12 protein-coding genes and 1 riboswitch are annotated in these 14,086 nt (G+C 34.4%); all 12 genes read left to right on the forward strand.

The features are described from left to right. The first annotated feature begins 306 nt into the window (after positions 1-306). Entirely contained in the window at positions 307-948 is a 642-nt protein-coding gene (gene sigH, locus LPC09_RS06100; RefSeq protein ID WP_098796580.1) for an RNA polymerase sporulation sigma factor SigH, read from the forward strand. Positions 949-1,162: 214 nt separating this feature from the next. Beyond that, positions 1,163-1,264, forward strand: a riboswitch (purine riboswitch). A 78-nt stretch (positions 1,265-1,342) separates the two neighbouring features. Further along, positions 1,343-2,638: an NCS2 family permease gene (locus tag LPC09_RS06105; RefSeq protein ID WP_231309216.1), complete on the forward strand. Its 1,296-nt coding sequence runs from the start codon at positions 1,343-1,345 to the stop codon at positions 2,636-2,638. Between the two features lie 267 nt (positions 2,639-2,905). After that, complete coding sequence (locus tag LPC09_RS06110; protein ID WP_098796578.1) at positions 2,906-3,277, forward strand: sensory rhodopsin transducer; 372 nt, start codon at positions 2,906-2,908, stop codon at positions 3,275-3,277. Positions 3,278-3,322: 45 nt separating this feature from the next. Continuing rightward, entirely contained in the window at positions 3,323-5,092 is a 1,770-nt protein-coding gene (locus LPC09_RS06115) for a cache domain-containing sensor histidine kinase (RefSeq protein ID WP_231309217.1), read from the forward strand. Then, positions 5,085-6,623, forward strand: coding sequence for a response regulator transcription factor (locus LPC09_RS27300; protein WP_269217420.1), 1,539 nt, complete (start codon positions 5,085-5,087; stop codon positions 6,621-6,623). The genes LPC09_RS06115 and LPC09_RS27300 overlap by 8 nt, the downstream gene beginning before the upstream one ends. A 278-nt stretch (positions 6,624-6,901) precedes the next feature. Beyond that, the gene (locus LPC09_RS06130) at positions 6,902-8,203 is read left to right on the forward strand and encodes an ABC transporter substrate-binding protein (protein WP_231309218.1); all 1,302 of its coding nucleotides are present in this window, start codon (positions 6,902-6,904) and stop codon (positions 8,201-8,203) included. An 85-nt stretch (positions 8,204-8,288) separates the two neighbouring features. After that, positions 8,289-9,188 carry a carbohydrate ABC transporter permease gene (locus LPC09_RS06135; RefSeq protein WP_098796574.1) on the forward strand — a complete coding sequence of 300 codons (900 nt, stop codon included), beginning with the start codon at positions 8,289-8,291 and terminating at the stop codon, positions 9,186-9,188. Between the two features lie 65 nt (positions 9,189-9,253). After that, positions 9,254-10,087 (forward strand): carbohydrate ABC transporter permease, encoded by an 834-nt coding sequence (locus LPC09_RS06140; RefSeq protein WP_098796633.1) that lies wholly within the window; start codon positions 9,254-9,256, stop codon positions 10,085-10,087. Between the two features lie 64 nt (positions 10,088-10,151). Next, entirely contained in the window at positions 10,152-10,820 is a 669-nt protein-coding gene (locus LPC09_RS06145) for a YesL family protein (protein ID WP_176551034.1), read from the forward strand. 167 nt (positions 10,821-10,987) lie between these two features. After that, entirely contained in the window at positions 10,988-12,283 is a 1,296-nt protein-coding gene (locus tag LPC09_RS06150) for an ABC transporter substrate-binding protein (protein ID WP_098796572.1), read from the forward strand. 18 nt (positions 12,284-12,301) lie between these two features. Beyond that, positions 12,302-13,336, forward strand: a complete 1,035-nt coding sequence (locus tag LPC09_RS06155; RefSeq protein ID WP_231309219.1) for a glycoside hydrolase family 88/105 protein — start codon at positions 12,302-12,304, stop codon at positions 13,334-13,336. 33 nt (positions 13,337-13,369) lie between these two features. Next, positions 13,370-14,047 carry a rhamnogalacturonan acetylesterase gene (locus LPC09_RS06160; protein ID WP_442920018.1) on the forward strand — a complete coding sequence of 226 codons (678 nt, stop codon included), beginning with the start codon at positions 13,370-13,372 and terminating at the stop codon, positions 14,045-14,047. The last annotated feature ends 39 nt before the right edge of the window (positions 14,048-14,086 follow it).

Raw genomic sequence — 14,086 nt, forward strand, 5'->3', positions numbered from 1 at the left:
CTTCATTTCTTTACATGAAAATGCAACAAATTGAAAATAAACCTATTGAATGATAGATCTAATCAAAAAATTTATAAAAATTGTAGTTAGTGTTTATATTTCGACAACGTTTTTATTTTTAACCCCTTATACTTATATCTACATCACATTTGTCTGTGAAAAATAGTAAAGAAATTATTTAGGTTAGTAGCGTGGTATTTAGTATAGATATATTTCTTTTTAAACTAGTAAACTAGTGAAAATTTAAAATAAGTATAAGCTCGAAATGGGCTTAATTTAAGAAGAGTATGGAGGGAAATCAAATCAATGAACACTGTATTAGAACCAATTGTCGATTATGCTGGATTAGAGGATAGAGTGTTGGTCGAGATGGCTCATAATGGTGACAGCGAGTCATTGTCCTTTTTAATTAATAAGTATCAGCATTTTGTGCGCTCGAAGGTTAGACCGTATTTCTTAATAGGAGCCGATAAAGAAGATCTTGTTCAAGAAGGAATGATCGGGTTATATAAGGCGATTCGTGATTATCGTGAAGACAAAATGGCTTCTTTTTATGCATTTGCAGAGCTTTGTATTTCTAGACAAATTATAACTGCAATTAAAACTGCTTCTCGCCAAAAACATGGTCCATTAAATTCATCTATTTCCTTGGACAAGCCTCTTACTAATGAAGATTCTAATTATACGTTGATGGATATGATTGCAGGGGAAAAAGTAACTAATCCTGAATCTTTGCTTATTAATAAGGAAAAAGTGAACGAAATAGAACGGAAGATTGATGAATTGCTGAGTGATTTGGAAAGAAGAGTATTAACTCTATATATGGACGGACAATCATATATGGAAATATCAGAAGAATTGAATACACATGTTAAATCAATTGACAATGCTCTTCAGCGTGTAAAACGAAAACTAGAACGTCATTTTGAGATTAGTAAGGTTGTATGAGTAAAGATAGCAGGAAGAAATAGTTGGTTTTAGTGTTCATTGTTGATTGATGCCCTGTTACATAAACTAAATAATAAAAAAACCTCAGATGAATTTTGGGTCATCTGAGGTTTTTTTATTGTTCAAAGAAAAAGTAACATAGCCCTAGCTGATCGTGTAATCCAAAATATTTACATTGACTCAACTACTATTTTTCTCTATAATATCAACTTATATTAATATAATATATCAACCTTGTATATGTTTAGGGATATGGCCTAAACGTTTCTACCAAGCTACCTTAAATAGCATGACTACAAGGATTACATATGTATTGTCGATATGTAATTCTTGTTATGTGTGCTTTAGGGTAATCCAACTCTAAAGCTTTTTTAGCATAATTCAGGAGGTCAACATGAAGCAATTCTTTCAGTTTTTAGATCGACAAACAACTTATCGACAAGAGTTTCTTGCTGGAATTACTACCTTTTTATCAATGGCTTATATATTAGTTGTTAACCCAATTGTACTATCAGAAGCAGGTATGGATAAAGGGGCTGTTTTTACAGCAACAGCTGTCTCAGCAATTATCGGTACGTTATTAATTGGGATTTTAGCTAACTACCCGATAGGGATAGCACCTAGTATGGGGCTTAATTCATTTTTTACCTATTCAGTTGTAATCGGAATGGGGATACCTTGGCAAACAGCATTAACAGGTGTATTTATATCAGGTGTTTTGTTTGTATTGCTAAGCATTTTTAAAATTCGCGAAAAAATCATCGAAGTAATTCCCCAGGATTTAAAATATGCAATCGGAAGTGGAATTGGCTTTTTTATTGCGTTTATTGGCTTGAAAAATTCAGGGATTGTAGTGGCAAATTCAGCAACATTTGTTTCGTTAGGAAATATTCAATCCGGTCCAACTTTATTAGCAGTTGTTGGTTTTATTATTACCGTTATTCTTATGGTGAAAAATGTTCGTGGGGCCATCTTTTATGGAATGGTGATAACATCGATTTTAGGAATGTTTTTCGGGATAATTGATAAGCCTAAAGCTATTATTGGTGGAATCCCTAGCTTGGAGCCAACATTCGGGGTTGTTTTTATGCAGCTAGGAGATATTTTTTCAATAGAATTAGTAGCTGTTGTGTTTACGTTTTTATTTGTGGCATTCTTTGATACAGCAGGAACATTGATTGCGATTGCTAACCAAGCAGGGTTAGTTAAGGATAATAAAATTCCGAACGCTGGACGAGCACTTTTAGCTGATGCCTCGGCATCAGTTGCAGGGTCAGTTCTAGGTACTTCAACAACAGCATCATTCATCGAATCATCTGCAGGGATAGCAGCAGGTGGAAGAACTGGTTTTACATCTGTTGTGATTTCTGGAATGTTTGCTATTGCACTATTTTTCTCGCCTCTCCTTTCTATTGTAACGTCAGAAGTAACAGCACCTGCTTTGATTATTGTTGGTACATTAATGGCAAGTGAAGTACGTCATATTAAATGGGAACGTTTCGAGATTGCAATTCCTGCTTTTGTCACGATCATCATGATGCCGCTAACCTATGGTGTAGCAACTGGTATTGGTCTTGGTTTTATTATGTACCCTATTACAATGATTGCTATGAAAAAGCAGAAGGAAATCAGTCCGATCGTCTATGTTTTAGCACTTATTTTTATTGCCTATTTTGCATTTGTTATATAAGATTGAAAGTATTCTCTTTTTAGAGGAGGCTTATTTATTTTGAAGCAGTATTAGAAGTAGAAACACTGTTTTCTAATCATAATCATCGGAAAATTAAATGTATTATTGCAAGTGCTTCCATTATAATGGAAGATAGCTAACTGCACTTTATGCAAATTCTTATTCTGTATCTGTTTAGTAATAAGAACCTACTCTTATTAACTACTAATCATGATATGATTAAACCATGGAGTATTTTGTACTTTCTTAACATTGGAGGTTATGTGAATGAATAATCAAAAAGGCGAGAAACATTGGATCATACCAGATGGATATATACCACCATTAAGCTCAGGGGAACTTCTTAGCCATGAATCTATTTGTATTTTAAACTGCAATGGTCAAGATGCAAAACTTGAAGTTACGATTTATTTTGAGGATCGAGATCCGATCGAGAAAATTCCTGTCATTGTGCAGGGCAAGAGAAGTAAACATTTACGTACAACAGCACTGGAGCTTAATGGAGAAACGATTCCAACAGGTGTTCCTTATTCAATTGAAGTGGAAAGTGATCTGCCAATCATTGTCCAATATAGTCGATTGGATTCAACTCAACCAGGCCTGGCACTAATGTCTACAATGGGATATCCTTTGAAATGAATTGAAAGCGGTTACTAGCAAATTATGATATTGGAGTTCTAATATATGAGGAACTTAAACCGAAGTATTTCAACCAGATATAAAAATTTAAGAATTAAGTATAAATTAATTGTCTTTATTTCTATTTTATTAATTGTTTGTTTAACGTTTATTATCATTGGATTTCAATATGCATTTAATAGCTATGATGAACAAATTTACCGTAAATCTTCACAAGTTTTAATTATGTCTTCTAATAGAATAGAAGATGAACTAAAGAATATTGAAGAAGTTACTTATAAAATTATGGGTGATGATGTTATTCAAAACGCATTGCTTCGTTCAAAGGACAATAGCTTAACAAAGTATGATCAATATCAAATAGAAAAAGAAATTTGGGAAACTCTTACTAGCTATATAGGTTCCGAGAAGTATATCCAATCCATCCATCTTTTTGACCGTTTTGGGAAGGAATATCGTGCTGGAGGAGTACCCTCCCGGAATTTATATGATCATAAAGATGAAATGATCATAAAGGCGGAAAAAGGAAATGGAAGTAATGTATGGATTTCACTAGAAGGCTCAAAAAATTCTATTTTTTCTACGAGACAGCTAAAATCCTATGAAAATCTAAGTCTTGAAAAGCTCGGAACATTAGTAATTGATGTTAAGTTACACGAGATTGTTAAAGAGCTGCCAAAAGAATGGGAAGATCAAGAGGGTTATATTGCGATCTCAGAAGGAGATGAAATTTTCTTTTCAGAAGGAAATTCTACTAATGTTGATAAGCTAGACTTTACAGCTAGTGATAAACAAGGATATCAAATTCAAAATGTATATGGAAGAAGCTTTTTTGTTACCTATTCAAAATCTCCATATGCAAATTGGACATATTGGAATGTCTTGCCCTTTGGAACCATGTTCGCAAAGGTTACGATGATTAAGTTTCTTGTTATTTTTTTATTCTTAGCGATTTCTATTTCTTCTATTTATTTAGTTATTAGATTTTCTAAACGAATTACGAATCCAATTGAAAACTTAGTTTCAGCGATGAAGTTCGTTCAAAAAGAAGATTTTAAACTAACAGAAAACTTTACACCCTCACAATATCAGGATGAGGTTGGAATGTTACACCGAAATTTCTTTGTAATGATTGAACGGATTAATCAGCTAATTAATGAAAATTATGAAAAACAATTATTAATAAAAGATACTGAATTTAAAGCATTGCAATCACAGATTAATCCTCATTTCTTGTATAACACACTAGAATCTATTAACTGGCTGGCAAAAGTAAATCAGCAGCATCAAATATCCAAAATGGTTGAATCTTTAGGATATTTATTAAGAAACGCCATTAGTTTAAAAGATGATGTAATAACAGTGGAGCAAGAAGTAGAGATGGTTGAACACTATGTGACTATTCAAAAGTTTCGTTTTGAAGAGCGATTGGAATTTTCATTAGTAATGGACGATAAAGTGAAAAATGCTAAGCTACCAAAGTTGATTTTGCAGCCACTTGTTGAAAATGCCATTCATTATGCGCTGGAAATGATGATAGAGCCATGTGAAATTTGTTTGTTAGCATTCAAAGAAGGAGATAAGCTCCGTCTGGTCGTTGAGGATAATGGACCTGGTATGGATGAGCAGCAACTCGAATTAGTTAAAAAAGGAGAAATAAAGACTAGAGGAAATGGAATCGGCTTACGTAATATAGACTCTAGAATTAAATTTGTTTTTGGCACTGAGTATGGTCTGCAAATTGATAGTGAGGTAAACAAAGGGACAAAGGTATGCATCGTTATTCCATATCAAACGAGGTGGGATTATGTATAGGGTGTTATTAGTTGATGATGAGAGAATTATTTTAGAGGGAATTTCAAGGATCATCAACTGGGGGGAATTGGGAACAAGTTTAATTGGTACAGCCAGAAATGGTTTGGAAGCCTATGACTTTATCATGAAAGAACAACCTGACATCGTGATATGTGATATTAAAATGCCAGGAATGAACGGACTTCAATTAGTAGAAAAAATGGCAGTAGAAAAACCTTCCATAAAGTTTATTATCTTATCAGGCTTTAATGAATTTAACTATGCCAAACAAGCAATGGAATATGGAGTCAAGCATTATTTATTAAAACCATGTAATGAAAATAGTATTATGGATGCTTTGAACAAAGTGATTGATGAACTGAAAAGAGATGCAAAGAGAGAGCAATTTCTATTAGAAACAAAAAGTCGTCTCGATCAAGTACAGCCCTATGTAAAAAAACAATTACTAAAAGAGTTTATCACTAGCAAGTTTGACAGCAATAGAGGAATACATTTTTATGAAAAACTATTAAGAGTGAATTTCGAAGAAGAGTTTATAAGGTTAATTATCTTTCGTATAGAGGGTGATTATCATTATGAGCATATGTTTGTCATTGAAAACCTGGGTGAAGATCTTTTTTCAGAATCAGTCTTATCAACGAGTATAGGGGAATATGTTCTTTTTCTTGTGAATGAGGAGGAGTTTAATAATCTTCAGGAGAAGATTGAGCAATTAAGAGAACATTTCTTTGATATTTATAAAATGGATATGACAGTGGCTATAAGTGAGGTTGATTGTATTACACAAGTAAGAAGACTTTACTTAGAAGCACTCGAATGCCTGGGACATAGATTTTATTTAGGTGAAGGAAGCATTATTACAAAAAATGATATTAAACATGAGAATATAATAAATGACTATGAATATGATGGTCAAAGTTTATGTTTGTTTATAAAATCAGGAAATTTAGAAAAAGTGGAAAGTGAAATTTCTCAATTTTTCGCTGAGTTAACAGAGAGTAGATTAACAATTAGTTTAGTGCGTTCTTATGTGATGCAGATTTTTTTAGTGATGATTCAGCAATCAGACTCAGTGAGCATGCAAAAATATATGGATAAAATGTCTGTATTAGTAGATATGGATACAATCCAGCAAATGAAACATTTCTTTCTTTCTACCGCAAAAGAAATTACACAAGGTTACTATGAAAGACATAAATCAAATCATTCGGCTGTTATTCATAGGATGATTGATCTTGTAGAAGAGAATATTGGAAATACAGAGATGTCCCTAAAGTGGGTGGCAAATAAGGTTTATATGAATGCAGACTATTTAGGTAAACTGTTTAAGCAGGAAACAGGGCAGAAGTTTTCAAGCTATGTTACACAAGAACGAATTAAGAAGGCAATCGAACAGATTCAATTGATGGACGATGTAAAGGTATTTGCAATTGCAGAGATGATCGGATTCGGTGATAATCCGCAATACTTTAGTCAGGTGTTTAAGAAGTTTACAGGATACTCTCCGTCTGAATATAAAAAAGTAAATTAATAGATTTGGGTAAAAGGGCTGTCTCTTTGAGTAGACAGTCCTTTTTGTACTATCAAAGTTTATGTTTTTATGGATGATAGTATAAGAAAAACTAAGGCTTTCGCCATTATGACTTGGCGATAAGCCAAGTTTTTCTAATTTGAAAAAGTAGTCAGAATTCACTGTTTTTTAAACACTCTTATCTGTTTTTTACATTTTAATAGTTTGATAAACCCTATAAAATAAAGGTTGTAAGCGTTAACAATGATTTTTAAAAACGAATACAAGGGGGATGTTAAATGAAGAAGTGGTTGGCAATTTTTATGTCGGTTTTTATGGTATTTTCATTAGCAGCTTGTAGTGGAAGTACTTCTGGTGAATCTTCTTCTGATTCAGGATCAGAGGGTGGTAAAGATGAAGAAGTAACACTTCGTATTGCATGGTGGGGTTCTGAACCTCGACATGATTACACACTAAAAGTAATCGAAATGTTCGAAAAAGAAAATCCGGGTATTAAAATTCAAGCAGAATATGCAAGCTGGGATGACTATTGGAAGAAGTTAGCACCTCAGGCCTCAGCTCAACAATTACCTGATATTATTCAAATGGATCTTTCTTACTTTTCACAGTACGCTGAAAATGGTCAGTTAGCTGATTTATCACCTTATGTTGGAAATCAAATTGATACAACGAATTTTACGGACAATTATATCAATGGTGGAAAACTTGATGACAAGTTATATGGCTTTAACTTAGGGGTTAACGTTGTTGGTTTCCATTATGATGAAGAATTATTAAAGAAAGCTGGAGTCGATTCTTTAGCTGAAGATTGGACTTGGGATGATTACAAAGAATTAGCAGCAAAAGCGAAAGATGCTGGAATATTTGTTGATACTACAATGAAATCGGACGTATTCTTTAACTACTATTTAAGAACTCAAGGGAAATCATTATTTGGTAAAGATGGTGCATCATTAGGATATGATGATGATCAAATGTTCATTGACTTCTTTACGATGGCTTCAGATACAGTGAAAGATGGTGCAGCACCTACTCCTGACTACTTAGCTCAGTTAAAAGGTCTTGAAGATGATCCAGTAGTAAAACAAGAAGCAATTGGTATTTGGCAATGGTCAAATCAATTCGTAGGATTACAGCAAGTTGCAAACAGACCACTAAAAATTCAAAACATGCCGGGGCCTAACACAAGTGATGGATTATATTTGAAACCAAGTATGTTTTGGTCTGTTGCTGAAAACTCCGAGCATAAAGAAGCAGCAGCTAAATTTATTGACTTCTTCGTAAACAATGAGGAAGCAAACAAATTAATCTTAGGTGACCGTGGTATCCCAGGTTCATCAGTGGTGAAAGAAGCTCTTAAACCAGTACTTTCTCCTGAACAAGTTCAAGTGTTTGATAGTGTTGAATGGGCTGAACAAAACAGCTCGGCATTTGATGGTCCAGATCCAGTTGGAGCAGGTGAAATCATTGAGATGCTCGACAGTTTATCTGAACAAATGAATTATGGTCAGTTAAAAGTAGAAGATGCAGCTAAACAATTTAGACAGCAAGCAGAAAGCATTTTAGCTCAAAATAAATAGTGCTTAATGACCTGATAGCTGATCAATTGTACGATCAGCTATCAGTCTTACTGCCAATTCAGTTCTGGAGAAAGGAAATGATTCTATGAGTGCACGCGCTATGAAGCAAAGTGTAAAAGGCTATTTATTTATCAGTCCCTTTATCATTGGGTTTTTAGCGTTTACGTTTATCCCAATCTTAACCTCATTATATTTTTCTTTTACAAAATATAATTTGTTTGCTCCACCAACGTGGATTGGGCTTGAAAACTATAAAAAAATGTTTACAGCCGATCCAAGATACTGGCAATCTCTTAAAGTGACTCTTATCTATGTATTTGCAGGTGTTCCGCTACGTTTAGGATTCGCTCTTTTAATTGCCATGATCTTAAATACAGCATCAAGAGCAGTTGGTTTATATCGTTCATTATTTTATTTACCCTCTTTAATAGGTGGTAGTGTAGCGGTAGCAATCATGTGGCGAAATATATTTGGTGATGAGGGAATTGTTAACTTACTTTTAGGCTTTTTAGGTATTCCCGATGTTCGTTGGTTTGGAGATCCTACAGCTGCACTGTGGATGTTAATTTTATTATCTGTATGGCAGTTTGGATCATCGATGTTAATTTTCTTAGCTGGATTAAAAAGCATTCCAGTAACATATTACGAGGCTGCAAGCGTAGATGGTGCAAGCCATTGGCAAAAGTTTACGAAAATCACTCTGCCTATGCTAAGTCCAGTTATACTGTTTAACACAATCATGCAAACAATTGCTGCATTTATGACATTTGTACCTGCCTTTATTATTTCAAAAGGTACTGGTGGTCCGTTAGATGGTACACTTCTTTACTCACTCTATCTTTTCATTCAAGGCTTCGAATTCTTTAATATGGGGTATGCATCTGCGATGGCCTGGGTGATGTTAATTATTGTTGGACTATTAACTGCACTCATATTTTTCTCATCGAAGTATTGGGTTCACTATGAATCTGAGGGAGGGAAATAATCTTTATGGAAACAAATACGAATGTAAAAACAGTCCCTCAAACAAAAGGGATTTCAGTTCCTAAGATGAAAAAACCAAAATGGTGGATTTATCATATCTTGGTTGGCGGATTTGCTTTGTTAATGCTTTATCCTGTTATTTGGCTGTTAATGAGCTCCTTTAAACCAAGTGAAACAATCTTTGTAACAGCAAAATCTTTAATTCCTGATCCTTGGATCTTAACAAATTTTAGTCAAGGCTGGGAAGGAATCGGTGGTAATTCGTTTGGCGTTTTTATTAAAAACACAGTAGTACTTGTTATTTTAACGATGATTGGTCAAGTCATATCATCTGCTTTTATCGCGTTTGGCTTCGCTAGACTGGAGTTTGTAGGGAAAAACTTTTGGTTTGCGATTATGATGGTCACATTAATGCTACCTTATGAGGTTGTTATGATTCCGCAATACATTATTTTTTCTAAATTAGGTTGGCTTGATTCGATTAAGCCGATTGCTGTACCAGCCTATTTCGGACATCCGTTTTTCATTTTTCTCTTAGTCCAATTTATCAGGACTATCCCAAGAGAGCTTGATGAAGCAGCTACAATTGATGGGTGTAGTACATTTAAAATTTTTTATAAGATTATCCTTCCGTTAATTAGACCAGCTTTGGCTACAGCAGCAATCTTCTCGTTTTATTGGACTTGGGATAATTTATTAGGACCGGTTTTATATTTAAATAGCCCTGATAAATATACAGTTTCTATGGCATTAAATATGTTTTTAAGTAATGAAACAGTTTCAAACTGGGGTGCCATGTTTGCAATGTCTATTGTCACATTAATACCGGTATTCGTTGTTTTTTTCTTATTCCAAAGACATGTTGTGGAAGGAATCAGTACAAGTGGATTAAAGGGTTAAGCTTAAGAGCTAACCCTCTAACACTCTTTGTGGAAAAATTAAAAAGGGAATGGAGCGGATTAGAATGGAGACTCATGGATTTTTAGGTGGTGTTCATAATGTGTTGGAATGGATTTCAAGATTGGCGCTATTAAATATTTTATGGATCTTCTTTTCTATCCTTGGATTAGGAATTTTTGGTTTTTTTCCTGCGACAGCTGCTATGTTTTCGGTTGTGAGAAGGTGGTCATTACGAGAAATGAACTTTTCTATCTCTTCAACATTTTGGAAGGCGTATAAAAAAGAGTTTATAAAAAGTAATATTCTTGGAATGATTCTTACATTGATAGGTATTGTGCTAATAATTGATGTGTATTATCTGAAACAGGCTTCTTCATTCATACAACAGCTATTATCCGTTCCTTTTTTAATTCTTTCTATTTTATTTGTATGCATGTTGCTATATGTTTTTCCAATGTATGTGCATTATGAAATGAAGGTCCTGCAGGTTCTAAAAAACTCGTTTTTTGTTATGATCATGAATCCATTATCAACTTTAATGATGCTAGTGTGTGGAGCAGGCTTGATGATCTTGCTTTCTTTTGCTCCACCATTACTTCTAATATGCAGTGGAAATTTAGTAGCTCTTCTAATAACAAGGCCTGCAATGAATGCTTTTCAGAAAATCAATGATAAGCAACAAGAGCGCATAGTACAAAATGGAAAGAGGCAGGAATTAATCAATCAGGAATAATTGGTTCTTTTTCAAGTAGACCTACTTAATGTAAATGCTTACAATTATAATAGGTTTTCTTCATATTACTCTGATTTTTAAACATTCTTCTCTAGAAATTACATTAAAAGTAGATAGAAAACCTATTAAACTATTTTGTGTAAACACTTACAAAAAAGGTGGTCTTTATGAAAAAGTATTTGTTTTTTACCCTGACCCTTATAGTGATGTTTACCCTCACTTCTTGCAACTCAGAGGAGCAATCGCAAAGAGATGTAATGGAGGAAGAGGATATTACGATTAAAGTAGCATGGTGGGGAGGTCAGCCAAGACATGAATATACAACTAAAATTATTGAAATGTTTGAAGCTGAACATCCAAACATTAATATTGAACCGGAGTTTGCAAACTGGGATGACTATTGGAATAATTTAGAGCCGATGGCCGCGGGGAATCAACTTCCAGATGTGCTTCAGATGGATATGGCTTTTTTGTCTCAATATGGTGAGAAAGGCTTACTAGAAGATTTATCTCCATATGTCGAAAAGGGGATCATTGACGTTTCTTCCATTGATAAAAGCATAGTAAACAGCGGTAAGATAGGTGACAAATTATTCGGATTTACAATAGGGATCAATGTTTTATCTGTTATTTCTAATGACATATTAATGAATATAGCAGGCGTCACGATTGATGAAGATAGTTGGACTTGGGATGATATGGAGCAGATTGCAGTGGATATAAAGAAAACAGCAGGAGTTTATGGATCTAATGGGATGCATCCACCAGATATTTTCTTTCCATATTATTTAAGAACAAAAGGAGAGCAATTCTATAATAATGAAGGAACAGCGCTTGCTTATTCTGATGATCAATTGTTTATTGATTATTTTTATAGACAACTAAGGTTAATTGATGAAGGTGCATTTCCTACCCCGGATGAGGTGGTCGCTGCGGGAAGAACGATGGAAACAGATTTTATCGTAACAGGAAGTACAGCAATCACCTGGAATTACTCCAATCAATATGCTAGCTTTGATCCGTTAACAAATGCACCGTTAACGCTTCACTTGCCACCTGAACATCTTGAAAATAAGGCATTATTCTTAAAACCAAGTATGCTATTTTCTGTTCCAAAAAGTTCAAAGCATAAAGAAGAAGCAGCAAAATTTATTCATTATTTCGTTTCTAATGTAGAAGCCAATAAGTTAATGAAGGGTGAACGAGGAGTGCCGGTTTCATCAAAAGTATCTGAAGCCATTAAACCAGTTCTTACTGAAGGGGAAATGAAGATTCTAAACTATGTAGAGAAAGCAAAATCAATGACAGATGAATTTTACCCACCAGATCCAGTAGGAAGCTCACAGGTAATGAAGGTGTTGAAAGATATTTCTGATGAGATTTTATTTAGGAAGATAACACCTGAAGAAGGAGCAAAGAAATTTAGAAAGCAAGCTAACGAAATTCTACAAAATAATCAATAGTCAACGGAGGGGTTTTACATGCCAAAACTACAATTTGAGGAAGCTGAAATAACTGAATTACTAGATAGAGTTGTCAAACGTACATTTGAAATGGATTTTAGCTGGGATTGGCCCGGAGGTGTTGCTTTTTATGGTGTAGCAGCAGCCTATGAAGCAACAGAAAAACAAGAATATATTGATCTATTAAAAAATTGGGTTGATGAATGGCTTGAAGATGGTTTGCCTAAACTTTCTATAAATGGAGTGTCGATCGGTCATTGTCTTATTACTTTGTACAATGTAACAGAAGATGAAAAATATTTAACTGTTATAAAAGAAATGGCAGAGTACCTTCAACATGATGCGCCACGTTTTGCTGATGGAATCTTTCAACATACAGTAAATTCAGTAAAGCATGTTTTTCCAGAACAGGCTTGGGTGGATACGATGATGATGGCAGGTTTATTTCTACTAAGAGTTGGTCGATTGCTAGACCGAGAAGATTACTTTAGAGATGGATTAAAACAATATCATGGTCATGAAGATTTTCTGCAAGATTCTCTTACAAATCTTTATTATCATGGCTGGGACAATATTGCAAAAAATCATATGTCATCAATCTATTGGGCTCGTGGTAATGGGTGGGCAGCTTTAACGATGGCGAAAGCATTAGAGTTAGTTGATGTTCAAGATCCTTCTTACATGATTATTGACTGCACGTTACGAGATCAATTAAGTGCGTTAGTGAGACTTCAAGCTGAAAACGGGTTATGGCGTACAATCGTTGATGATCCTTCGTCGTACTATGAAATTTCGGGTTCATCAGCCATTGCAGCGGCACTTCTTACTAGAGGAAGTCTTTATAATAAGTATATTCAAAAATCGATCGAGGGTATTGTCAACGAAATTGAAGAAGATGGAAAGGTCTCAAAGGTTTCAGCTGGAACAGCCGTTATGAATGATGCAGAAGGATATAAAAATGTACCATATAAGCGTATTCAAGGTTGGGGCCAAGGGTTAACACTCGTCTTTTTAGCAGAATTAGTAAAAAGTAATAAAAAGGTATATTGCTAATGAAATGAAATGTCAGGGAGGAGGGTTGAAAAAGTGACTGTTGATAAACAAACGATTTATATAGCAGGAGATTCCACTGCTGCTAATTGTCCTGAGGCAGAGGCACCAATGGCTGGCTGGGGACAATTATTTCATACCTTCTTTATAGACAATATTAGAATTCAAAACGAAGCAATGGGAGGAAGAAGCTCTAATAGTTTTATAGAAGAAGGTAGACTTCAAGCTATTTTGGAGCAAATGAAACCAAATGACTATTTATTTATTCAATTTGGTCATAACGATCAAAAGTCATATGGAACAGAACCATATACCTCTTATCAAGAGCATTTAGCTCAATATATTCTTGGGGCTCGGGAGAAGAAAGCGATTCCTATTTTACTAACTTCTGTCCAACGACGTACATTTACCGAAGACGGAAAAATTGAGAATACATTAGGAGAATATCCCGAGGCAATGAGGCAATTAGCAGCAAGGTTAGATGTACCTTTAATCGATATGTGGGCAAAAACAAAAGAATTATACGAACGTTTTGGGATAGAGGATTCTAAAAGATTATTCACTATTTTGCTACCAAATGTTCATCATAATTATCCAGATGGGATTGAAGATAACACCCATTTTAGTGAAGACGGAGCTTTAGAAATTGGGAAGTTGGTTATAGAGGGGATGAAGGAGCTTCAATTGCCTGTTGTTTCTCATTTAAAACAATAATTTTAAACCACGTTTTCGTGGTTTTTCCTTTTTAGAGAT

Origin of the sequence: Metabacillus sp. B2-18 (genome assembly GCF_021117275.1) — a bacterium.
GTDB lineage: Bacteria > Bacillota > Bacilli > Bacillales > Bacillaceae > Metabacillus.

What these genes read in the sequence shown, in the direction of transcription:
- LPC09_RS06130 (WP_231309218.1), top strand. Translation starts at nt 6,902, where the DNA reads ATGAAGAAGTGGTTGGCAATTTTTATGTCGGTTTTTATGGTATTTTCA.
- LPC09_RS06105 (WP_231309216.1), top strand. Translation starts at nt 1,343, where the DNA reads ATGAAGCAATTCTTTCAGTTTTTAGATCGACAAACAACTTATCGACAA.
- LPC09_RS06110 (WP_098796578.1), top strand. Translation starts at nt 2,906, where the DNA reads ATGAATAATCAAAAAGGCGAGAAACATTGGATCATACCAGATGGATAT.
- LPC09_RS06150 (WP_098796572.1), top strand. Translation starts at nt 10,988, where the DNA reads ATGAAAAAGTATTTGTTTTTTACCCTGACCCTTATAGTGATGTTTACC.
- LPC09_RS06155 (WP_231309219.1), top strand. Translation starts at nt 12,302, where the DNA reads ATGCCAAAACTACAATTTGAGGAAGCTGAAATAACTGAATTACTAGAT.
- LPC09_RS06115 (WP_231309217.1), top strand. Translation starts at nt 3,323, where the DNA reads ATGAGGAACTTAAACCGAAGTATTTCAACCAGATATAAAAATTTAAGA.
- LPC09_RS06145 (WP_176551034.1), top strand. Translation starts at nt 10,152, where the DNA reads ATGGAGACTCATGGATTTTTAGGTGGTGTTCATAATGTGTTGGAATGG.
- LPC09_RS06135 (WP_098796574.1), top strand. Translation starts at nt 8,289, where the DNA reads ATGAGTGCACGCGCTATGAAGCAAAGTGTAAAAGGCTATTTATTTATC.
- sigH (WP_098796580.1), top strand. Translation starts at nt 307, where the DNA reads ATGAACACTGTATTAGAACCAATTGTCGATTATGCTGGATTAGAGGAT.
- LPC09_RS06140 (WP_098796633.1), top strand. Translation starts at nt 9,254, where the DNA reads ATGAAAAAACCAAAATGGTGGATTTATCATATCTTGGTTGGCGGATTT.
- LPC09_RS27300 (WP_269217420.1), top strand. Translation starts at nt 5,085, where the DNA reads ATGTATAGGGTGTTATTAGTTGATGATGAGAGAATTATTTTAGAGGGA.